Here is a 19,591-nt window from a genome sequence, read left to right on the forward strand (position 1 = left end):
CCGCCGTACAGCCCGCCGGTGCTCTGCATGGCGGCCGGTGCGGTGCCGAGCGGGGGCACCGAGGAGTAGCCGCCTTCGACGTCCTTCTGCACCAGCTGCATCACGCGCTGGATCTCCTGGTTCGCCGCGTTGAGCTTGCTTTCGATCTGGCTCTTCGCGTCGTCGGCGATCGCGGTGGTGTTCTGCAGGTTCTGCGCGATGATCGCGTCGGGCGTCTGCGCCGGCATCGTCGCGCCGTCCCGGTGCGCGTTGACCGCGTCGATCTGGGCCTGCGCGGCGTCGGCGGCGGACTGCGCCTGCCGGTTCGCCGCGTCGATCTTGTTGTGCGCGTCGTCGTGGAGCTGCTGCACCTCTTTCTGGGTGCGGTCGAGGAAGGCCTGGAGGTTGCCGAGTTCGTTCGCCACCTCGTCGAGGTGGTCGTTCACCTTCTGTCCCGCGTCCCCGATCTTCTTCACGTAGTCGAAGAACGCGTCCGCCTGCGGACCGGACCAGGTGCCCCCGCCGAGCGCCGCGGTCGCGTTGCGCAGCGCGACGGTGTGGTCCGCGGAATCCTTCGACGCCTGGCGGAACTGGTCCGCCACCCCCTGGATCGTCGAGGGGCGGACGTTTTCCACCTGCTTGGTCTTGGCTTCGACGTCGGGCCAGTTGGGTGGGAATTCGGCCGTGGCGCTCATGGTGTCCCCCAGATGTGAAGAAGAAGGCCGGTCAGACCTGTCAGACCTGCAGACTGTCGTCCTTGACGGTGAGACTGTCCTTCGCGGCCTCTTCGGTCTCGCGCAGTGCGCGGGCAGCCTCCCGCAACGCCCCGCCGGTCGACTTCATCAGCTCGGCGGCCGCGTCGAACTGGCCGTGCATCCGGTCCCGGAACGAGTGCAGCGTGGTCACCGCGGCCTCCGACGGATGTTCGCCGGGGCGGTTGTCCGGATGCCTGATATCGCCGAACGGGTTCTGCCCGGCGATGCCGGTCATCTTGCTCTTGGCGTCCTTGAAGTGGTCGTGCAGCACCTCGACCTTGCCTGCCACGTGCTCCAGTGAGTCCGGATCGCTTTGCGCCACCCTCGTCATCCCCTTCGCCAAGCTCGCTCCGCCATTCCGACGCACTGTCCCCCACCGGCGGTTCCCGCTATTTCTAGCACCGCCGCGGTCAGACCTCGTCGAGCAATTCCCAGATCCGGTTCGCCAGCAACTGGTTGTCGGCGGGCGCCACGGTGACCCAGGCCTGGCCGTCGCTGTTGGGCGACACCTGCACCAGGTAGCGCCCGGCGTCGGTGTCGTGGAAGGCGATCACCCGGTCCGCCCGCCGGGTCACCCCGTCCCGGCCGGCACGTTCGACCCCGAACTGGCCGCGCGTGGTCATCCCCACCAGCATCCCGGCCAGCTCCTGTGCCTGCCAGAGCACCACTCCGCGGTCCTCCAGCGCCGTGACCAGGGCCTTCGGATCGCCCTTCGCGGCCGCGTCGGCGGCGCGGACCACCGCGTGGGGAGCGCTGACCGAGTGACCGATCCCGGCGGGCAGCTCACCGGCCACGGACACGGCCGACTCCGGCAGCGAAGTGTCGCGCGCCGGGATCAGCCACACCTCGTCGCGGTCGACGACGCCGAGCAGGGCCTGGCTGCCGGTGCTCACCGCGAGCCCCTTGATCTGGCGATCCGTCCAGACCCAGATGTCGATGCCGACCCTCGGACTGGCCAGCAGGTGCAGCTGGTCCATCAACTCGCCCGAGACGCGCTTGCCGCGGGCGAGCCGCCGCTCGGCCAGCGATTCCCAGGCCTGCTCGACGAGGGCCCGCCGCTCGCTGTGCGTCCGGCCGGGGCTGGGCACCCGCAGCGCGGGATGCGCGGGCGGCAGCCGTTCGGCCTCCCACAGCACGTCGAATTCCAGGGTGGACAGCACGATGCTGTCGTTCGGCTCGTTCACGGCGCTCAGCGGTCTTCCGGCAGTTCCTTGTCTCCGATGAGGTCGGGTGAGACCTCGCGCGGATCGGTGAACAGGTCCTTGTCGTCGATGCCGTAGCGCCGGACGTGCGCGGCGTCCTCCTCACCGTCCTGGGTGGCCGCCGGTTCGAGGATGGCCCGGGTGCGCTCCCGGCTCGGCGGTGCGGGGGCGGCCTTGCGCACCCGCTCGGCCTCCGCCTCCTCGGGCAGGTCGCCGACCGGCAACTGCCGGACGCGCTTGCCTGCCTGGTCGCCCTGCCTGCCCCGGCCGCGCCCGCCCTGGCGCTCGTTCTCGCCGCCGACCACGCCGCCCGCACCCGCGGCGCCGATCGCCGGTACCGCTTCGGCGAGGCCGCCGACACCGCCGACCGCGCGCGTCGCGGTGAACCCGGGGCCGAGGCCGGAGCTGGTCGGATTGACCGGGGCGGACCCGACCATCTTGCCCTTGGCCAGCCCTTCGGCGCCCCCACCGGGTCGGTTCAGGCCTTCGCCCGCTCCGCCTGCGGGCTGGCCGAAGTTCTGGCCGGAGTTCGCGCCGCCCCCGGGCTGCTGGCCCCAGGCGGCGTTGCCGCCGGGCTGGCCCCAGACGCCGGAACGTCCGCCCTCCGGGCCGGCGCCGGTCGCCGTCCTGCCGTCCACCAAGCCGTTCGTACCGCTCGTACCACCCGGGCCGCCGCCCAGCGGTTCTCCGGTGACCGTCTGGGTCGGGCCGGACGTGGACCGGCTCCCGTCGTAGGCGTTCGACCGGCCGTATCCGGTGTTCGTGCCGCCGGTGGTGCTGGTCTCGTCGCTCGGCGCGGGCACCGAACTGGGCAGCGTGACGTGCTGGGCGGTGGTCGAGGTGTCCGCACCGGCAAGGCCGGCCGCCGCGACCATCGCCGGTGGAGTCGGTACGTCGTGCACCACGGACGCCGCCGGGGCGGACACCGGCGGGACGTGCACTGGTGCGGTCCGCACCGGCGTCACGGGTGCGCTCGCCGCCTGCGTCGGCGCGGTGTCCGGACCCGAGGGCACCGACGGCACCTGCGGTGCCGGGGGGACGGGGGTGATCGGCGGGCCCGTCACCGCCGCGGCCGCACTGCCCGGCGCGGCCAGATCCATCGTCTCCGGCGGCGCCGCCACCGGTTGCGACGAGGCCAGGAAGTCGCCGGTGTCGTGGGCGTAGGCGTTGAGCGCGTCCACGGCCTGCGCCTTCGCCTCCAGGTTCGCCTTCACGGCCTTGGCATGGTCGGTTTCGAAGCCGAACAGGCTGAACAGGCCGTCGCCGGCGGAGAAGCCGTCACCGCCCTGCCGCAGCGCTTCGGGGTCGGGCAGCTTGTTCCTGGTCCGGTTGAACGCCTCACCCTGCTCGAAGATCAGCTCGGCGGCCTGGGTGACCTTCTGGTTGGCCTCGCCGGAGAATCCGGCCTGCCCGGCGAGCACGGAACCGGCCTGCCCGCCCGCCTTGCTCTGCCACTCCACGCCGAGCGTGGCCAGCTGGCGGCGCAGTGTGGTGTCGGTCTCTCCGAGCGCGATCGCCACCTTCTTCAGCGCGGCGACCGCGTTGCCCATGCTGGCCGTGCCGCCGCCGCCCCGGAACTTCTCCACCTCCTGGGCGAGGGATTCCGGGTCGTAGCCGTCGAAACGCTGGTCGCGCAGCTTCTCGATCAGTGTCGTGATGTCGTAGCGGCTGCTGTCGAAGGTGATCATCGGAATGTCTCCAAGGTCTCGACGGCCATCTTCGCCACCGTGGTGGACATGTCGCAGAGCTGTTGCCGAGTGAAGGTGTTGCCGTCCGGCGCCGTCTCGGCCCGCAGCGTCTGGCCTTCGGCGACCCCCACCAGGGTTTCGCAGTCCGGCACGCCGCGACTCGGCGCGTAGTGGATCAGCGCGGGGAAACCGGGCACGTTCACCGGCTCCCTCGTCGCACTCGCCTTGAAGTGGCCGCCCTCGGTCCAGTCGCGCAGATCCGCGGTGGCGATCACTTCGAGGTAGTAGGTGTAGCTCGGCGTGGTGGCGTCCACGTCGAACGCGCAGGTGGGCCCGTCCCGGCGGGTGTCCTCCGGCAGCAGCCGGGGGATGCCGTTCTCCTTCAGCCGGTTCAGCTGCTCGGTGGTGAGCAGGCTGCACGGATCGACCCCCCGCACGGACACCTCGCGGGCGCGGGGCGGCAGGCCGGGGTCGCCGGAACCCCTCGGCGAAGGTACCGAGCCGTCCGGAGCCGGGTCGTTCGTCGAGGTGCAGCCGCCGAGGGTGATCATCGCCAGCACCCCCGCGGTCAGTGCGCTAGTTCTGGTGGTCACGGCGGTCCCCGAAGGCCGTGATCTTCTCGTCCTCGCCGAGCTGGTAGGTGTCCGCCGCGGTGCGGAGCTGCCGGGCGAGAGCGCGCAACTGCTGCAGGTAGTTCATCACCCGGCCCGCGTAGGAATCCTCACCGCGGGCGATGAGGCGGTTCCAGGCGTCCGCCGCGGTGGCGCTCACCACGTCCCCGGCGGGCGCGTCGATGCTCAGTTCCAGTAGCAGCTGGTGGATCTTGTCGTCGAGCGCGTCGGCCTGATCGTTGACGATCCTGGCGACCTGGGCCACCTTGTCCGGCTCGACCTGGATGTCCATCGCCCCCGGAACGGAGGGGACGGTCGTGCTCAACGCGCTCACGGTGTTCTCTGCCATGCTGCGCACCCCCGGGTACGGACGGTAGCCGACCAGTTCCTAAGCAGGCTACCAACGTGCGTGTGACAACGGGCTGAGTTTCGACGAGCCGTGACCAGGGTTCCCGCCGGTTGCCGGTTCAGCCGGGAACGGAGATCTCCCCCTGGATCGCGCGCAGCGCGATGTCCTTGCGGTGGTGCGAACCCGCCAGGTGCACCTTGGCCACCCGCTCGTACGCCTGCTCGCGCGCGGCGGCCAGGTCGGGACCGGTGCCCACCACGGACAGCACGCGGCCGCCGTGCGACACGACGGCGCCGTCGTCCCGGCGGCGGGTACCGGCGTGCAGCACGCCTTCGGCCTCGGCGCCGGTGATCACGTCCCCGGCACGCGGGACACCCGGGTAGCCGTCGGCGGCGACCACCACGGTGACCGCGGCGCCCGGATGCCATTCGAGCGGCGGCTGCCCGGCCAGCGTGCCGGTGGCCACCGCGTGCAGCAGCGTCGCCAGCGGACTGGCGAGCAGGGCCAGTACGACCTGGGTCTCCGGGTCGCCGAAGCGGCAGTTGAACTCGATCACCTGCGGGCCGTCCGCGGTGAGCACGAGTCCCGCGTACAGCAGGCCGTTGAACGGGGTGCCGCGGGCCGCGAGTTCGTCGACCACGGGCTGCACGATCTCGGCCGCGATGCGTTCGGTCAGGCCCTCCGGCGCCCACGGCAGCGGGGCGTAGGCACCCATTCCGCCGGTGTTGGGCCCGGTGTCGCCGTCACCGACGCGCTTGAAGTCCTGCGCGGGCAGCAGCGGCCGCACCGTCCGGTCGTCCACCAGGCAGAACAGCGAGACCTCCGGACCCTCCAAAAAGGATTCCAGAAGCACCGGGTGCCCGCCGTCGAGCAGGGTCATCGCATGGGCGCGCGCGGCGTCGTAGTCCGAGGTCACCACCACGCCCTTGCCCGCGGCGAGGCCGTCGTCCTTGACCACCCAGGTGGGGCCGAAGCGGGCCAGCGCCGCGTCGAGCCGCGCCGGGTTGTCCACGGTTTCGCTGTGCGCGGTGGCCACCTTCGCGGCCGCCATCACGTCCTTCGCGAACGATTTGGAACCCTCGATCCTGGCGGCCGCGGCCGACGGCCCGAAACAGGGGATGCCCGCCTTGCGCACGGCGTCGGCGGCCCCGGCGACCAGCGGGACTTCGGGGCCGATCACCACGAGGTCCGCCCGCCAGCCGGTGGCGAGTTCGGCGACCGCGGTGGGATCGCCCGCGTCGACGCCGAGCTGTTCGGCCACGCCCGCTGTCCCGGCGTTGCCGGGCGCGCAGGCGAGCGCGGTCACCGCCGGGTCATGGGCGGCCGCGAGGACGAGGGCATGTTCACGGGCTCCGGACCCGACAACCAGGACACGCACACACCGAGCCTAACCGGGGGCGCATCGCACGTTCCGTTTACCCATCCGTCAGGATGCCGTCGATCCATTTTGTCGTGCCGGATGTCCGCGGGCGTGAGAGTGACTCGGACCGCGATTTCCTTCCCGACGAAGGTTGTCGATCACCCGGACCCGACTGGTGGTGTTGATCCTGTCCAGCCTCGCCCTGCCCGTCCCGGTCGCGCCCGCGGCCCTCGCGTCCGGGGTCCTCCCCGTGGTCGTCGGCCACCGCGGTGCGCCGGGTCACCGTCCCGAACACACCCTCGGCTCCTACGAACTGGCGTTCCGGCAGGGAGTGAGCTGGGTGGACGTGGACCTGGTCCCGACCGCGGACGGGCATCTGGTGGCCCGGCACGAAAACGAGATCGGGGGGACCACCGACGTGGCCCGCCGTCCGGAGTTCCGCTCGCGGAGGACCACGAAGGTGGTCGACGGGGTCGAGCTGACCGGCTGGTTCACCGAGGACTTCACGCTCGAAGAGCTCAAGACGCTGCGGACGGTCGAGCGCATCCCGAAGCTGCGCCCCGACAACACCATCTACAACGGACGGTGGCCGATCGTCACCTACCAGGAGGTGCTGGACCTGACCGTGCGGCTCGGCCGCGAGCTGAACCGCACCCTGGGCACCTATCCCGAGGTGAAGCACTCCACGTACTTCTCCTCGATCGGCAATCCGGTGGAGCCGAAACTGGTCGAACTGCTGGAGCGCAACGGGCTCAACCGAGTGGACGCCCCCGTGGTGATCCAGTCGTTCGAGGTCGCCAATCTCCGCCGGCTCAGCGAACAGGTACTCGTTCCACTGCTGCAACTGACCTCTTCGGACGGTGCTCCCGCCGATTTCGCGGCAACCGGCGACGTGCGGACCTATGCCGACCTGGTCACCCCCGCGGGCTTGGCCGAGATCGCCGAGTACGCGGCCTACCTGGGGCCGGACAAGAACCAGGTGATTCCACGGGATCCGGACGGAAACCTGGCGAGCCCGGCCGCGCTGGTGCACGACGCGCACGAGGCGGGCCTGCTGGTGATCCCTTACACCTTCCGCAACGAGAACTCGTTCCTGCCGGTCGAGTTCCGTTCGTCCGCCGATCCCGCCGCCTGGGGGAGCATCTTTTCCGAGGAGTCCGTCTTTCTCGCCACCGGTATCGACGGGCTGTTCGCCGACCAGCCCGACACGGCGTTGCTCGCCGTGACCGGTTCGTAGCGCGATCCGCTGATATCCGCTTTAGGCGAAAACCGGTAGCGTCCGCTTTTCCCGTTTCGATAGCGTCAACGGCGGGTCGAGGGGGGCGCGGGGGTGCACTTCTTCGGTCGCCGTCTGCTCTCACTTCCACGGAAACGGACCCGATGACTACCGCTGAACCTGACAAACTCCACCCTGCCGGTTCGGACAGGCTCGACGCCGCCGTGCTCAAGGTCGCCGGCGTGGTCGTGCTCGGCGCCGTGATGGCCATTCTGGACACCACGGTCGTGAACGTCGCGCTGCAGGCGCTGAGCCTCCAGTTCTCGACCTCGTTCGACACCATCCAGTGGGTGGTCACCGGCTACATGCTGGCGCTGGCCACGGTGATCCCGGTCACCGGCTGGGCCTCCGACCGGTTCGGCACGAAACGCCTGTACCTGCTGTCCATCGTGCTGTTCCTGGTCGGTTCGATGCTCGCCGGAATGGCGTGGAACATCGAGTCCCTCATCGCGTTCCGCGTGGTACAGGGCCTCGGTGGCGGCATGCTGGTCCCCGCCGGGATGACGATCATGACGAAGGCGGCGGGGCCGCACCGCGTCGGGCGCGTGATGGCCGTGCTCGGGGTGCCGATGCTGCTCGGCCCGATCGGCGGGCCGATCCTCGGCGGGTACCTGGTCGACGCGGTGAGCTGGCGCTGGATCTTCTACATCAACGTGCCGCTCGGGCTGGTGGCGCTGCTGACCGCCTGGCGCGTGCTGCCGAAGGACGAGCCGCGGCCCACCGAACGGCTGGACCTGCTGGGCATGCTCATGCTGTCGCCCGGCCTGGCGCTGCTGATCTTCGGTGTGTCCCGGATCCCGCAGGAGGGCGGGTTCGGCTCGGTCCGCGTGTTGCTGCCCGCGCTGGTCGGGCTCGTGCTGATGGCCTCCTTCGTGATCAGGGCGACCAGGGTGGCGAACCCGTTGGTGGACGTGAAGCTGTTCGCCGACCGCACCTTCACCATCGCGATGATCACGATGAGCCTGTTCATGGTGGCCTTCCTCGGCGCGATGCTGGTGCTGCCCACCTACTTCCTGCTGGTGCGCGGCGAATCGGCGTTGCACGCCGGTCTGCTGCTCGCCCCGCAGGGGCTCGGCGCGATGCTCACCATGCCCGTCGCGGGGCGGCTGGTCGACCGGATCGGCGCGCGCAAGGTCGTGCTGCCCGGGCTGGTGCTGATCGTCGCCGGGGTGGCGGTGTTCACCGGGGTCGGCGCGAACACCTCCTACCCGCTGCTGATGGCCGGGCTGTTCGTGATGGGCCTCGGCATGGGCTGCACGATGATGCCGATCAACACGGCGGCCCTGCAGACGCTGACCCAGCGTTCGGTCGCGAGGGCGTCGACCGCGATGAACATCGTGCAGCAGACCGCGGGCGCGATCGGGTCCGCGGTGATGTCGATCATCCTGGCGAGCCTGCTGGCGGGGAAGTTCGGCGTGCCGACCAGTCAGGGGCAGGTGGCCGCGACCGTGGCACTGGGGAACCCGCAGAGCCACGACGCCGCGGCGACGCTGGCGTCCGGCGCGTTCGCGTCGACCTTCCTGTGGGCACTGGTGCTGATGGCGGTGTGCTTCGTCCCGGCGCTGTTCCTGCCCAAGCGGCCGCCGGTGCACGCCGATGCCCGCGAGGCGGCCCCGGTCCACGTCTAGTCGCGCTCGTTCCCGGCTGAAGGCCCCCGTTACCGCCGCGTGACGGGGGTTTTTCTTCGTCCTGGGCCCCTTGACCTGCTGTTCCGGCCGGGCTACTTTCTGCGGACCCGCAATGGAACAATTGCAGACCTTTGGGGTAGCGATGGATGAAGACAGCGCTCGCCTGCACCAACTCGGTTACGCCCAGGAACTCAGACGGACCATGTCGGCGTTCTCCAACTTCGCCGTCTCGTTCACCATCATTTCGATCCTGTCGGGCTGCCTGACCCTCTACGGCTTCGGGCTCAACACGGGCGGCCCCGCCGCCATGGTCTGGGGCTGGCCACTGGTCGGCCTGTTCGTCATCCTGGTCGGGCTCGGCATGGCCGAGGTCTGTTCCAGCTACCCGACCGCGGGCGGGCTCTACTACTGGGCCGCCAAGCTCGCGCCATCCGGTGGGGCGGCCTGGTCGTGGTTCACCGGCTGGTTCAACCTGATCGGGCAGGTCGCGGTCACCGCGGGCATCGACTTCGGCGCCGCGCTGTTCCTCAACGCCTTCCTCGAGCTGCAGTTCGGTTTCGCCGCCACGCCCGGGCACACGATCCTGCTGCTGGCGATCATCCTCGCCGTGCACGGGCTGCTGAACACCTTCGGCGTGCGCCTGGTGGCCGTGCTCAACGGCGTCAGCGTGTGGTGGCACCTGCTCGGCGTGCTGGTGATCGTCGGGGTACTGGTGTTCGTCCCCGCCAAGCACCAGTCCGCGTCCTTCGTTTTCGGGCATTTCGTCAACAACACCGGCTGGGGTTCCACGCCGTACGTCTTCGCGCTCGGCCTGCTCGTCGCCCAGTACACGTTGACCGGGTACGACGCCTCGGCGCACATGACGGAGGAGACCAAGAACGCCTCGACCGCGGGACCGCGCGGAATCGTGAACTCCATCCTGGTGTCACTGGCGGCGGGCTGGGTGTTGCTGATCGGGCTGACCTTCGCGATCCAGGACTACGACGGCGCGGTCGGCACCAAAACCGGGGTGCCCCCGGCACAGATCTTCATCGACGCGGCCGGCGCGACCACCGGCAAGTTCCTGCTGCTCATCGCGATCGGCGCACAACTGTTCTGCGGGATGGCCTCGGTCACCGCAAACTCCCGGATGATCTACGCCTTCGCCCGGGACGGCGCGATCCCCGGATCCGGCTGGTGGCACCGCATCAACAAACGCACCCGCACGCCCACCAACTCGGTGTGGCTCGCCGCGGTCGGCGCGTTGGTCCTCGCGCTGCCCTACCTGTGGAGCGCGACCGCCTATGCCGCGGTCACCTCCATCGCCACCGTCGGCCTTTACGTGGCCTACGTGATCCCGGTGTTCCTGCGGGTTCGCAAGGGCGACGCCTTCGAACGCGGACCGTGGCACCTCGGCCGCTGGGGCAGGCCGATCGGCATCGTCGCCACGGTGTGGGTGGTGCTGATCTTCGTCCTGTTCATGCTGCCGCAGGCCTCCCCGGTCACCGTCGGGAACTTCAACTACACGCCGGTCGCGTTCCTGGTGGTGCTCGGCGGGGCGACGCTGTGGTGGGTGCTTTCGGCCAGGAAGTGGTTCACCGGCCCCAAGGTGCAGGGCACGGCGGAGGAGCTCGAAGCGGTCGAGGAGGATCTCCGGGCGGTGTGATCGTGCCCGCTGCACCAGGATCGGGGCATGGAGCAGCTGACCCTGATGGTGGTGCTGGGCTGCGCACTCGGCCTCACCGCGCTGGCCCGCCGGTTCAACCTGTCGGCGCCGCTGCTGATCGTGGTGGTGGCGCTGGCGGTGTCCTTCGTGCCCGGTGTGCCGCGCATCGAGCTCGACCCGGAACTGATCCTCACCCTGGTGCTGCCGCCGCTGCTCTACTCGACGGCGCTGAACAGTTCGTTCGAACAGTTCCGCGCGGTGATCAGACCGATCGTCGCGCTCGGGGTGATCCTGGTCGTGGTCACCGCGGTGGTGGTGGGGCTGGTCGCGCACCTGCTGCTGCCGCAGCTCCCGCTCGCCTCGGCGATGGTGCTGGGCGCGGTGGTCGCCCCGCCGGACGCGGTGGCGGCGGTCGCGGTGGGCCGAAGGCTCGGCCTCCCGCGCCGTCTCACCACCGTGCTCACCGGTGAGAGCCTGGTGAACGACGCGGCGGCGCTGACGCTGTACCGCATCGCGCTGGCCGCGGTGCTGGGCACGGCCGGGTCGGTCGGGCACGGCTTCCTGATCTTCGCGGTGGCCGCCGTGGCCGGAATCGGGGTCGGCCTGCTCTCCGGAATTCTGATCGGCTACCTCCGCCGCCGGCTCAACGATCCGCTGATGGAGTCGGTGTTCGGGATCATCGTGCCGTTCGCCGTCTACGTCGTCGCCGAGCAGGTGCACCCCTTCTCGCCGGACTTCAGCGGGTCCGGGGTGCTCGCGGTCGTGACCGCCGGGCTCTACCTTGGCAACCATTCCCTGCACGCCGGGTCCGCGACGCGCATACAGGACTCGTCGATCTGGGCGACGCTGGACGTGCTGCTGGAAACGCTGGTGTTCGCGCTGATGGGCCTGCAACTGCCGTTCGTGGTGGAAAACCTGCGCGCCTCCCCCTCGGACAACGTGACGCTGCTGCTCATCGCGCTCGCCCTGCTGGGCGTGACGATCGGGGTCCGCATTCCGTACGTGTTCCTCACCGGGGCGCTGCCGCAGGCACTGCGGCTGTTCGGCCGCGAGCCCAGCCGGCCGTCGTGGCGCTACTTCCTGGTGCTGTCGTGGACGGGTATGCGGGGGGTGGTCACGCTGGCCGCGGCGACCGGTGTGCCGCTGGTGACGCACACCGGCCAGCCGTTCCCGGGACGGGCGGAGATCCAGCTGTTCGCCTTCTTCGTCGCGATCGGCACCCTGCTCGTACAGGGGCTGACCCTGCCTTCGCTGATCCGGCGGCTGCACGTGTCGAGTGAGGCGGAGGCCGAGCGGGACGAGGCCGAGGAGCTGGCGGCCCGGGAGGCCGCGATGCACGCGGCGCTCAAACGCCTCGACGAGCTGATGCCCGAACTGCTGGCCAAAGTGGACATATCGCCGGAACGCGCGGAGCGCCTCGCGCTGCGGCTGCGGGGGCTCGTGGAATCGCGGTACCAGGGTGTGGTGGCCGCCATCTCCCTGTCCGCGGAGGAACGCGAGACGAGCCCCCACACGGCGTTCTTCGAAGCCCGCCGCCAACTCCTGCTGTCCCAGCGTGAGGCCGTCCTCCGCTGCCGGGAACAGGGCGAACTGGACGACGACGTGCTCCGCAAGGTGCTGCGGGAACTCGACCTCGAAGAGCTTGCCCTGTCCGACACGCTCACGTCACGCGTGAGCTGAATTCAACTCACCGAGCAGCTTCCAGGTGCGCCGCTGGTCGGCCTCCCCGCCCAGGTCGGTAGAGGTGAGCACGACCTCGGTCGCGCCCGCGTCGAAGTAGCGCCGGATCCCGTCGGCGACCGTCTCCTCGTCGCCGATCAGGGCGAGTTCGGCCGCCCGCGTCGCGCCCTCCAGTTCGATCACCCGGCGGTACGAGGGCACCTGCTCGTAGAAAGCCAGTTCCCGCCCGGCCTTTTCGCGCACGGCCGCCACGTCGGAGGTCACCACCCCGGGCACGAACGCGACCACCCGCGGTGGTTTCGGCGCGGCCTTGGTGAGCGCGGGCACGATGTGTTCGCCCAGTGCTCTCGGCCCGGCCAGGTACGGCAGCGCGCCGTCGGCGAGTTCACCGGTGACGCGCAGCGCCTGCGGCCCCATCGCGGCGACCAGCACCGGCACCGGCGGCCGCGCGCCCGGCAGTGAGACCGGCATGACCGGGGAGGCGGTCAGCAACTCGCCGTGGAAGTCGGCCGTGCCGGTCTCCAGCAGGGTCCGCAGCGCGGTCAGGAACTCGCGCAGCATGGCGATCGGCCGGGCGAACGGGATGCCGAGCGAGTCGTCGGCGGTGAACTTCGAGCCCAGCGCGAGACCGAGGTGGTAGCGGCCGTGCGTGGCGGCCTGCGTGGTCTGGGCCTGCGCGGCGACCAGGAGCGGATGGCGGCCGAAGATCGGGATGGCGGAGGTGCCGACGGTCAGCCCGGGCACCTCGCGTCCGACCACGGCCGCGAGACCGGGCGAGTCGTAGTTCATGCGCTGCCCGAACCAGGCCGACCGCACGCCGAGCTCGGCGGCTTGCCGGGCCTGGTCGACCACGGCGTCCACGTAGTTGGCGGTTTCTGCGGCGGCGAACGAGACCCCAATGCTCATGCTGTGGCGAACACCTCGTCGAGAAGCGGAATTCCCGTTCCACCCGTTGGGAGGGGTCGCGCGCGGCCGCGGCGGCCGTCATTTTTGGGGCGTCATCCGTCGAGCACCCGCACAGGAGCGCACCATGTCACTGACCGACGTCATCGAAGGAACCCGTCAGGCCGCCGCCGCTGATCCCGCCAAGGCCGCGGTGTCCTTCAGCGTGGACAACGCGCTGGTGCCCGGGACGGCGACCGTGGTGGACGTCCGGGTGCGCGACCACTCGTTCTCCGTGGACGAGCCGAGCGGTCTCGGCGGCACGGACAAGGCGGCGAACCCGGTGGAGTACGCGCTCGCCGCGCTCGGCTCCTGCCAGGTCATCACCTACCAGTTCTGGGCGGCCAAGCTCGGCATTCCGCTCGAGTCGGTCAAGGTGACCGTCGACGGCGACCTGGACCTGCACGGGTTCTTCGGGTTCTCCGAGACCACCCGGCCCGGCTTCACCGACGTCCGCGTCACCGTCGAACTCGGCGGCCCCGCGAGCGCGGAGCGCTACGAGGAACTCAAGCGCCAGGTCGACGAGCACTGCCCGGTGCTGGACCTGTTCCGCAACCCGACCCCGACCTCGACCACCCTCGCCTGAGCCAGGCCCGTGAAGGGTCCCTTCACAGTCGATTCGACCGTGAAGGGACCCTTCACAGCAAAGGCCGGGTCACACGAACTGGTGCCGCACGATCGTCTGGTCCCGTCCCGGGCCGACGCCGATGGCGGAAATGCGGGCGCCGGAGAGCTCTTCGAGGCGTTCCACGTACGCACGGGCGTTGGCGGGCAGATCGTCGAAGCTGCGGCAGTCGGACAGGTCCTCCCACCAGCCGGGCAGCTCCTCGTAGATCGGCTTCGCATGGTGCACGTCGGTCTGGGTCATCGGCATGTCGTCGGTGCGCACGCCGTCGACCTCGTAGCCGACGCAGACCGGCACCTTGTCCAGCCCGGAGAGCACGTCGAGCTTGGTGAGGAAGAAGTCCGTGATCCCGTTGACCCGCGCCGCGTACCGGGCGATCACCGCGTCGAACCAGCCGGTGCGGCGGGACCGCCCGGTGGTCACGCCGAACTCGCCGCCCGCCTTGCGGAGGTGCTCGCCCATCTCGTCGGTCAGCTCCGTCGGGAACGGGCCCGAGCCGACACGCGTGGTGTAGGCCTTGAGGATGCCCAGGACGGTGGTGATCCGGCCGGGGCCGATGCCCGAGCCCGCGCTCGCCCCGCCCGAGGTGGGGTTCGACGAGGTCACGAACGGGTAGGTGCCGTGGTCGACGTCGAGCAACGTGCCCTGCGAGCCCTCCAGCAGGACCGTCTCCCCGGCTTCGAGGGCCTGGTTGAGCTTGAGCCGGGTGTCGGCGATGCGGTGCGCGAACTTCTCACCGGCGGCCAGCACCTCGTCGGCGACCTGGTCGGCGTTGAGCGCCTTGCGGTTGTAGACCTTGACAAGCACCTGGTTCTTGAACTCGAGGGCGGCTTCGACCTTCTGCCGGAAGATCTTCTCGTCCAGCAGGTCCTGCACGCGGACCCCGACGCGCGCCACCTTGTCCTGGTAGCAGGGGCCGATCCCGCGCCCGGTGGTGCCGATCCTGCGGCTGCCGAGGTAGCGCTCGGTGACTTTGTCGATGGCGACGTGGTACGGCATGATCAGGTGCGCGTCGGCCGAGATCAGCAGGCGCGTGGTGTCCACGCCGCGCTTCTCGAGTCCGTCGAGCTCCTCGAGAAGGACGCCCGGGTCCACCACCACGCCGTTGCCGATCACGTTGGTGACCCCGGGGGTGAGGATGCCCGAGGGGATGAGGTGCAGGGCGAAGTTTTCGCCATTCGGCAACACGACCGTGTGGCCCGCGTTGTTGCCACCCTGATAACGGACGACCCACTGGACACGGTCGCCGAGCAGGTCGGTGGCCTTGCCCTTGCCTTCGTCGCCCCACTGGGCGCCGATGAGCACGATGGCCGGCATGTGACACTCCTGGTATTCGGCGAGTAGCTAGGGTGCGGGTGTCCCGGCGGGACACGGCGCAATGCCGGTGCATGAGCGTAACGGAGGACCGCGGAGTGCGGGGACAGGTACTGGTTTGCGGGGAGTCGGCTCCGTCACTGCCGGAGGTGGCCGGGCTGGCGGTGCACCGGATCGGGGCGCGCCCCGGCAAGGCCGAGGTGGACCCACTACTGGACACCGAGACGCTGGTCGTCGCGGGTACCGACGCGGATCTCGCCGCAGTGGTGGTTCGCTTGGTGCGTAAGGAGAAGCTCGGTTCCGTCCGGGTCGGTTTCGTGCCATCTGACCCGGGGTCCGCGGTGGCGGCGCTGTGGGGGCTGCCGACCGATCCGGCCCGCGCGCTGGCACTGGTGACGCGGGGCGAAGTCGACCCGGTGCCGCTCATCCGCGACGACTCCGGCGGCGTTTTAGTGGGAAGAGGCACATTCGGCGCGATCCGGGGTGTCGCATACTGTGACGACCAGGTCGCGTTGCGTGGTCCCGCTCGCTCCGTCGAGGTGACGCCGGACGGGGACGGTGGACCGGGGCTGGTGGTGCGGGTCGAGAAGGGGCTGCTGTTCAAGCGGCCGGTCACCTTCACCGGCCGCGCTTTCCAGATCGGCTGCCTGCCCACGCGTCCGCAGTCCGACGGCGTGCCCTTCCCGCGCGCCATCACGCGCTGGACCTGGTACCGGCACACCGAGGATCTGCGCTTGATCCGCGGGCTCGGCTGACGGTCAGCGGACCCTGGCGAGGATCTCCGGTGCCTGCCGGAGGCGCTGAACACCGCCGATGGTGAACTCGGTGAGCAGGTCGATGATCGCCTCGGGCTCGGGCGGATCGCCCTCCCAGGCCAGGTCGACCAGCGCTTCGGTCATCGCGAAGCACATCGCGACCAGGGCCCGGTCGGCGCGGCCGGACTCGATGCCGTGTTCGTTCCAGCGCCGCCTGCTGGCCGCCGTGTAGATCTCCGCGAGCCGGGTCCGGAGCCGGTTGAGGGCCGGGTTGCCCGCCCGTTCGGCCTGCTTGAGTACGACCAGCGCGTCCGGGTACTCGGCGGCGAGCGTGACCAGGGCCGAGAACCCGGCGCGGGCCCAGGTCGGCAGGTCGAGATCGGGACCGTCCACGCCCAGTTCGGCGATGTGCCGGTAGACGAGTTCCTCCACGTCCGCCACGGTCTGCTCGAACAGCACGGTCTTGTCGTCGAAGAGGTCGTAGACGGCCTGGCGAGTCACTCCCGCGCAACGTGCGACCTGTTCGATCGTTGCTCCCTGCACACCGTGGGTGGCGAACACGTGGCGGGCCGCGACGAGCACCAGCGCGCGCTGCTCGTCGAGCGGCAGCTTGCGTGGCCGCCCCCGGCCCCGCTTACCGGGGGTTGACATGGCGTCACCCTACCTGGATCCTTTTTTCGACACTGTTGTCGGAAATTAGCTCAATGGGGAGCGGAGAGGCGTCTCATGCGTCGATGGCGGTTCTTGGCGATCTTCACGTCGGTCCTCGGGGCGGTCTCGCTGGCGGTCACCGCGCCCGCGGGTGCCGCCGACTTCTACGATCCGCCCTCTCCGCTACCCGCCGGGAGCAGTGGCGACGTCATCCGTCACCAGCCCACCCAGTTCTTCCTCGACCCGGCCAAGCTCATCCCCGCCCCGGCGAGCGCGCAGCGGATCATGTACCGCAGCACCGACGAACACGGCGCACCCATCGCGGTGACCGGCACCGTGCTCACCCCCACCGCCGCCTGGACCGGTCCGGGGGCACGCCCGATCATCAGCTACGCGGCCGGCACCCAGGGGCTCGGCGACCAGTGCGCGCCGTCGAAGGCGATGGCCGCCGGGCTGGAGTACGAGGGGCCCTTCATCGCGGGCCTGCTTTCCCGCGGCTACGGCATCGTGATCACCGACTACGAGGGCCTCGGCACGCCGGGCCTGCACACCTACGTCAACCGCAAGGCCGAGGGCTACGCGGTGCTCGATGCGATCCGCGCGGCGCAGCGACTGCCGGAGGCCGGGCTTCCCGCGAACGGTCCCGTCGGCATCTCCGGGTACTCGCAGGGCGGCGGCGCCTCGGCCGCGGCGGCCGAACTGCAGCCCGCCTACGCACCGGAGCTGAAGCTGAAGGGCGCCTACGCCGGTGCCGTTCCCGCCGACCTCGGCCCGGTGGCCGCCCTCGGCGACGGCAGCTACGCGGTCGGCTTCACCCTGTTCGCGGTGGCGAGCATGAACTACTCCTACCCGGAGCTGAACGTTCCCGCGCTGCTCAACGACAAGGGCAAGCAGGTGCTGCAGGCGGTCGCGACGGAATGCACCGCGGACGCCCTGCTCAAGCACGCCTTCACCCGCACCGCGGACCTGACCGCGGACGGCAGGCCGCTCACCGCCTACCTCGGCGAGGAGCCGTTCGCCTCGGCGCTGCGGGAGCAGCGCATCGGACTGACCCCGCCGAAGGTGCCGATGCTGGTGGCGCACAGCTCGGCCGACGACATCGTGCCGTTCGACCAGGGCCGTGCGATGGCTCGTGCCTGGTGCGCCGAGGGGGCGACGGTCCAGTTCGACACCCTCTCCGTGCCCACCCACATCGGTGGGGCGGTCGCCGGGGCCCCGCTCGCGTTCAGCTGGCTGGACCAGCTGTTCCAGGGGCAAGCCGTACCGAGCAACTGCGGCTCGTTCTAGGGCCTGCCAGTGCCGTGAAGGGTCCCTTCACAGTCGTTTCGACCGTGAAGGGACCCTTCACGGCCAGTGCTCAGGCCAGGCCGGTCGCCTCGGCCGCGGCCGGGTCGGAGTCGATGAGGAAGGTACGGCAACGCTCGTACTCCTCGGTTTCCCCGATCCGGCCCGCCGCCTTGGCCAGCGTGGCGAGCGCCCGCAGGAAACCCTGGTTCGGGCGGTGCTCCCAGGGGATCGGCCCGAAGCCCTTCCAGCCGTTGCGGCGAAGCTGGTCGAGCCCCCGGTGGTAGCCGGTGCGCGCGTAGGCGTACGCGGCGACCAGTTCACCCGCCTCCAGCGAGCGCTCGGCCAGTGCCGCCCACGCTTCGCTGAAGTCCGGATGCTCCGCGGCGACCTCCGCCGGATCCGTTCCGGCGTCGAGGGCGGCCTGAGCGTCGGTGCGTTCGGGGAGCCGGGTCGGCTCGGGGCCCAGCAGGTTGGCGTGCGTCATACCCGCCATCCTGCCGGATCGTTCAGAAAAACAAGCTGGTGAGCACCCCGCTGCCGAGCAGCACGAGCGCGGCGACCAGGACAGCGGCGACCATTCGTTTCGGCATCATCGGCGCACACACTGCCGTCTCGTCCCCGGCCGGGGCAAATTCTTCACACCTCAGGGTGAACCCTGGTTTTCCTCCGACCTCGTCCCGATCGTGACCGTGAACCGCCATGATGAGCCCATGACGCAGGCGATCCAGGGGGACGTCGTCGTTCCGGGAAATCCCGTTGCGAAGACCAAACTCTTCTTCAAGCTGTACTGGCACCGTGGCGCGCCGGGGCAACCGACACCGCCCTGGGTGCTCAGGTTCGCCTACGGCATGTGGCTGGTCGCGTTCACGTTCAAGGTGCTCGGCTCGTCCTGGGACGTGTCATGGCACTTCAAGTTCATCCGCGACGACTTCGCGCCACCGCACCTGATCAACACCGTGGGCACCGGCATCGTGATCGTGCTGGTGATGATCCACACCTATACCGGGCTCGGCTGCGACCGGCGCTCCCTGCGGCTGATGCAGTGGGGGCTGGGCCTGTTCCTCATCGCGGCGCCACTGGACGTGATCAACCACCGGATCAACGGACTCGACCTGACCTCCTGGAGCCCCACCCACCTGCTGCTGTACTTCGGCACCGCGGTGATGCTCGCCGGCGTGATCGACGGGTGGATCAAGCTCGCCGAGCCCGGCAGGCTGCGCACCCTCGTGCTCACCGGGCTCTGGGCGTTCTTCCTGGAGAACATGTTCTTCCCCAATGAGCAGCAGGAGTACGGCATCCTCGGGCTGCGCGCGTGGGAGCGGGGAGCGCCGGAGGCGGAACCGTCGCTGCTGAGCTTCGCCGCCCAGCAGATCGGGCATCCGGTGGACCGCACCGCGGTGCTGCACTTCACCATGCCGATCCCGGACTGGGTGTACCCCCTGTGGGGCATCGGAATGTCGGCGCTGGTGCTGCTGCTGGTCCGGCACACGGTGGGCCAGAGGTGGTCCGCGACCGTGGTGGCCGGGGCTTACGTCGCCTACCGCGCGTTGATCTGGCCGCTGCTCGTGGTGAGCACCTTCCCCGCCTCCGCGATCCCGTTCTACCTGGTGTTCGTCGGGTTCGCGGTGGACCTCGGTGCCCGCTTCGGCCGGACGGCGTCCGGTCGCGCGGCGCTGACCGGGCTACTGGTGACGGGCCTGGGCTACGGCGCGTTGTGGCTCCAGTCGCAGCTGCGGCCCTGGCTGCTCGGCGACGCGCACACCGAATCGGCGCCGCCCGCCGCCTACTGGACGGCGCTGGTCGTGCTTCTCGCCGTGCCCGCACTGTGGTTGGCGGGCCGGCGG

General features: G+C 70.1%; 19 protein-coding genes. 8 read left to right on the top strand and 11 right to left on the bottom strand.

The annotated features are described in order from the left end of the window. The 7 genes from FNH05_RS11365 to purD form a co-directional block, all read right to left on the bottom strand. Positions 1-674: WXG100 family type VII secretion target (locus FNH05_RS11365; RefSeq protein ID WP_186382497.1), on the bottom strand; the 674-nt coding region annotated here is incomplete at its 3' end. A gap of 40 nt (positions 675-714) precedes the next feature. Beyond that, positions 715-1,065: a hypothetical protein gene (locus FNH05_RS11370; protein ID WP_144587332.1), complete on the bottom strand. Its 351-nt coding sequence runs from the start codon at positions 1,063-1,065 to the stop codon at positions 715-717. A gap of 79 nt (positions 1,066-1,144) precedes the next feature. Further along, entirely contained in the window at positions 1,145-1,918 is a 774-nt protein-coding gene (locus FNH05_RS11375; protein WP_144587318.1) for an ESX secretion-associated protein EspG, read from the bottom strand. 5 nt (positions 1,919-1,923) lie between these two features. Next, positions 1,924-3,624, bottom strand: a complete 1,701-nt coding sequence (locus tag FNH05_RS11380; protein ID WP_144587319.1) for a hypothetical protein — start codon at positions 3,622-3,624, stop codon at positions 1,924-1,926. Further along, the gene (locus FNH05_RS11385; RefSeq protein WP_246127665.1) at positions 3,621-4,217 is read right to left on the bottom strand and encodes a DUF3558 domain-containing protein; all 597 of its coding nucleotides are present in this window, start codon (positions 4,215-4,217) and stop codon (positions 3,621-3,623) included. Before FNH05_RS11385 ends, FNH05_RS11380 begins: the two co-directional genes overlap by 4 nt. Further along, on the bottom strand, positions 4,201-4,584 hold the full coding sequence (locus tag FNH05_RS11390) for a hypothetical protein (protein WP_144587320.1): 384 nt from the start codon (positions 4,582-4,584) through the stop codon (positions 4,201-4,203). Before FNH05_RS11390 ends, FNH05_RS11385 begins: the two co-directional genes overlap by 17 nt. A 118-nt stretch (positions 4,585-4,702) precedes the next feature. Continuing rightward, entirely contained in the window at positions 4,703-5,962 is a 1,260-nt protein-coding gene (gene purD / locus FNH05_RS11395; RefSeq protein ID WP_144587321.1) for a phosphoribosylamine--glycine ligase, read from the bottom strand. 169 nt (positions 5,963-6,131) lie between these two features. Here purD and FNH05_RS11400 point away from each other — a divergent pair, with 169 nt between their 5' ends. From FNH05_RS11400 to FNH05_RS11415, 4 genes are all read left to right on the top strand, one after another. Beyond that, positions 6,132-7,181, top strand: coding sequence for a glycerophosphodiester phosphodiesterase (locus FNH05_RS11400; RefSeq protein WP_425458437.1), 1,050 nt, complete (start codon positions 6,132-6,134; stop codon positions 7,179-7,181). Positions 7,182-7,324: 143 nt separating this feature from the next. Then, positions 7,325-8,848, top strand: a complete 1,524-nt coding sequence (locus FNH05_RS11405; RefSeq protein WP_144587322.1) for a DHA2 family efflux MFS transporter permease subunit — start codon at positions 7,325-7,327, stop codon at positions 8,846-8,848. A 142-nt stretch (positions 8,849-8,990) separates the two neighbouring features. Further along, complete coding sequence (locus tag FNH05_RS11410) at positions 8,991-10,493, top strand: amino acid permease (RefSeq protein ID WP_144587323.1); 1,503 nt, start codon at positions 8,991-8,993, stop codon at positions 10,491-10,493. A 27-nt stretch (positions 10,494-10,520) separates the two neighbouring features. Further along, positions 10,521-12,173 (top strand): Na+/H+ antiporter, encoded by a 1,653-nt coding sequence (locus FNH05_RS11415; protein WP_144587324.1) that lies wholly within the window; start codon positions 10,521-10,523, stop codon positions 12,171-12,173. Here FNH05_RS11415 and FNH05_RS11420 read toward each other — a convergent pair. Beyond that, the gene (locus FNH05_RS11420; protein WP_144587325.1) at positions 12,159-13,079 is read right to left on the bottom strand and encodes a TIGR03564 family F420-dependent LLM class oxidoreductase; all 921 of its coding nucleotides are present in this window, start codon (positions 13,077-13,079) and stop codon (positions 12,159-12,161) included. The genes FNH05_RS11415 and FNH05_RS11420 overlap by 15 nt on opposite strands. A 124-nt stretch (positions 13,080-13,203) precedes the next feature. Between FNH05_RS11420 and FNH05_RS11425 the strand changes: the two genes are divergently transcribed. After that, complete coding sequence (locus FNH05_RS11425) at positions 13,204-13,701, top strand: OsmC family protein (RefSeq protein ID WP_144587326.1); 498 nt, start codon at positions 13,204-13,206, stop codon at positions 13,699-13,701. A gap of 69 nt (positions 13,702-13,770) precedes the next feature. On the opposite strand, the gene FNH05_RS11430 is transcribed toward FNH05_RS11425, so the two are convergent. Beyond that, the gene (locus tag FNH05_RS11430; protein WP_144587327.1) at positions 13,771-15,057 is read right to left on the bottom strand and encodes an adenylosuccinate synthase; all 1,287 of its coding nucleotides are present in this window, start codon (positions 15,055-15,057) and stop codon (positions 13,771-13,773) included. Positions 15,058-15,128: 71 nt separating this feature from the next. Here FNH05_RS11430 and FNH05_RS11435 point away from each other — a divergent pair, with 71 nt between their 5' ends. After that, positions 15,129-15,809 carry a hypothetical protein gene (locus FNH05_RS11435; RefSeq protein ID WP_186382498.1) on the top strand — a complete coding sequence of 227 codons (681 nt, stop codon included), beginning with the start codon at positions 15,129-15,131 and terminating at the stop codon, positions 15,807-15,809. A gap of 3 nt (positions 15,810-15,812) precedes the next feature. On the opposite strand, the gene FNH05_RS11440 is transcribed toward FNH05_RS11435, so the two are convergent. After that, complete coding sequence (locus FNH05_RS11440; RefSeq protein WP_144587328.1) at positions 15,813-16,460, bottom strand: TetR/AcrR family transcriptional regulator; 648 nt, start codon at positions 16,458-16,460, stop codon at positions 15,813-15,815. 75 nt (positions 16,461-16,535) lie between these two features. On the opposite strand from FNH05_RS11440, the gene FNH05_RS11445 reads away from it, so the two are divergent. Then, positions 16,536-17,747, top strand: coding sequence for a lipase family protein (locus tag FNH05_RS11445; protein ID WP_144587329.1), 1,212 nt, complete (start codon positions 16,536-16,538; stop codon positions 17,745-17,747). A 70-nt stretch (positions 17,748-17,817) separates the two neighbouring features. Here the strand turns inward: FNH05_RS11445 and FNH05_RS11450 are convergent, their stop codons facing one another. Then, positions 17,818-18,231, bottom strand: a complete 414-nt coding sequence (locus FNH05_RS11450) for a DUF3151 domain-containing protein (protein ID WP_144587330.1) — start codon at positions 18,229-18,231, stop codon at positions 17,818-17,820. Positions 18,232-18,457: 226 nt separating this feature from the next. On the opposite strand from FNH05_RS11450, the gene FNH05_RS11455 reads away from it, so the two are divergent. Next, a partial coding sequence (locus tag FNH05_RS11455; protein WP_144587331.1) for a hypothetical protein occupies positions 18,458-19,591 on the top strand: 1,134 nt, incomplete at its 3' end.

It is taken from the genome of Amycolatopsis rhizosphaerae (assembly GCF_007713715.1).
In the GTDB taxonomy this organism is placed as follows: Bacteria; Actinomycetota; Actinomycetes; order Mycobacteriales; family Pseudonocardiaceae; genus Amycolatopsis_E; species Amycolatopsis_E rhizosphaerae.